Consider the following 1,994-nt stretch of genomic DNA (forward strand, 5'->3'; position numbering starts at 1 on the left):
ATCCAGGCGATGCAGGCCACGGCGTCGTCGTGCTCCTGGACGGTGTACTCGTCGAGCAGCACGCCGTCCGACTCCCCGCTGCCGCGCAAGTCCACGCGCAGGACGGCGTAGCCGTGGCCGGCGTAGTAGGGCTGGCGCAGCGCGTCGCGCAGGGCCGTGCCGTCGCTCTTGCGGTAGGGCAGGAACTCGAACAGGGCCGGCACGGGGTGAGTCTCGGCGTCCTCCGGCAGCCAGACGCGGGCCGCCAGCCGCGCCCCGTCGGGCATGGGGATCCACAGGTTCTCGATTTCGCGGATGGGGAGGGTGGTCATAGTGGGTAAGAATGGGACACTGATGACGCAGATTTCAACGCTGATTTTCGCTGATGAAGAATGGGCCAAATCCGCGTCAATCAGCGTTGAAATCTGCGTCATCAGCGTGCTATTCTTCCAAACACCGTGAATCATAGCACGCTAACGACACAAACTAAATGCATAAGGAACTCATCATGGCATCACCCTTCAAGAATGGCGACCGGCAGACACAATTCAGGGCGCGCGTGTGGCAGCGGCGCATGAGCGAACACCGCGAGACGGCGGCGCGGCTGGCCCGCGACTACGCCCTCATCCTCCTCGGCGCGACCCTGCTGGCCGTCAGCATGCACCTCTTCTTCATCCCCCACCAGCTCGTCGCCGGCGGCCTCAGCGGCACGGCCCAGATCATCAACAGCTTCACCGGCTGGCCCATCGGCACGCTGACCTTCCTCCTCAACATCCCCCTGTTCATCGTCGGCTGGCGCTTCCTGGGCGGCCGGCGCTTCCTGGCCCGCACCGTGGTGGCGTCGTTCGTCTTTTCGGCCGTCCTCGACGGGCTGTTGCAGTGGCTCTGGCCGGACGTCGTGCTGACGGAAGACCTAGCCCTCAACGCCCTCTACGGCGGCGTGACGGCCGGCGTGGCCGTGGGCCTTATCTTCCGCGCCAAAGCCACCAGCGGCGGCACCGACATCCTGGCCCGCATCCTGGAGCGGCGCTTCGGCATGCCCCTGTCGCAGGCGTACCTCTACACCGACGGGCTGGTCGTCTTCCTGGCCGGGCTGGCCTTCGACTGGGAGCACGCCCTCTACGCCGTCATCGGCCTCTACGTCGGCGGCGTCATGGTGGAACTGACGCTCAACGGCTCCAACGTCATGCGCGTGGCGACCATCGTCACCAGCCAGCCGGAGGCGGTCGCCGCCGGCATCCTGGCCGACCTGGAGCGCGGCGTCACCGACTGGACGGGCCGCGGCATGTACACCGGCGTCGAGCGCCACGTCCTGCTGTGCGCCGTCAGCCGGGCCGAGATCGTCCAACTCAAAGCCATCGTCCACGAGACCGACCCGCACGCCTTCGTCATCATCGGGCAGGCGCAGGAGGTGTTGGGGGAGGGGTTTCGGAGTTTGGTGGAGGCGTGAGCGGAGGGGAGGGGCAAGGGAGGTGGCGGCGGTGGCCGGTGTAGCCGTGGTTGGTCTGACCGGGGTTGACGGCCGCCGCCGGCTCGGTGCGATAGTTGCCAAAGGGGTCGTAGCGGGCGAGCGAGTTGGCAAGGTAGCCGCCGGTCGCGTTGCTCAAGGCGACCACGTTGCCCAGGTGGTCGGTGTAGGTGTAGTGGAACGTCCCGGCCGCTGTACCCACCTTAGTCTGGACGGTCACGATCTGCCCGGCCACGCGATGGGTCGTGCGGACGGTGTTGGCCCCGCCGCCCGGCGGGTCTTCCACTTCGTAGTCGGGGAAAGGGGTGTAGATGACCGTGCCGTCCGGGCGGGTGGTCTTCACCCGTTGGCCGTCGGCGTCGTAGAAGAAGCTTGTCGTCTGCGTCAGTCCCGCTGACTCGATCCTCACGCACGTCAAGTGGCCTTCCACATCGTAGGTGAGCGTGTAGGTCATGTTGCCTTGGGTGTACTTCTTCAGGTTGCCCTGTAAGTCGTAGCCGTTTTGCCGTCGGCCGCCGTCGAAGCCCAGACCGGAGACGGTCTCCAC

At 66.3% G+C, this 1,994-nt stretch carries 2 protein-coding genes and 1 pseudogene; 1 reads left to right on the forward strand and 2 read right to left on the reverse strand.

Features of this window, described 5'->3' with window-relative positions; all coding sequences use genetic code 11:
• On the reverse strand, positions 1-311 hold a 311-nt coding region (locus ACE3UY_RS15375; RefSeq protein ID WP_374688380.1), incomplete at its 3' end, for a CocE/NonD family hydrolase.
• 176 nt (positions 312-487) lie between these two features.
• Between ACE3UY_RS15375 and ACE3UY_RS15380 the strand changes: the two genes are divergently transcribed.
• Complete coding sequence (locus ACE3UY_RS15380) at positions 488-1,429, forward strand: YitT family protein (RefSeq protein ID WP_374688381.1); 942 nt, start codon at positions 488-490, stop codon at positions 1,427-1,429.
• On the opposite strand, the pseudogene ACE3UY_RS15385 reads toward ACE3UY_RS15380, so the two are convergent.
• Positions 1,371-1,994: pseudogene (locus tag ACE3UY_RS15385) on the reverse strand (hypothetical protein); the annotation flags it as partial. The gene ACE3UY_RS15380 and the pseudogene ACE3UY_RS15385 overlap by 59 nt on opposite strands.

It is taken from the genome of Promineifilum sp. (SeqCode) (genome assembly GCF_041918635.1).
GTDB lineage: Bacteria > Chloroflexota > Anaerolineae > Promineifilales > Promineifilaceae > Promineifilum.

Coding starts and splice junctions, on each gene's coding strand:
- ACE3UY_RS15380 (WP_374688381.1), top strand. CDS start 488: ATGGCATCACCCTTCAAGAATGGCGACCGGCAGACACAATTCAGGGCG.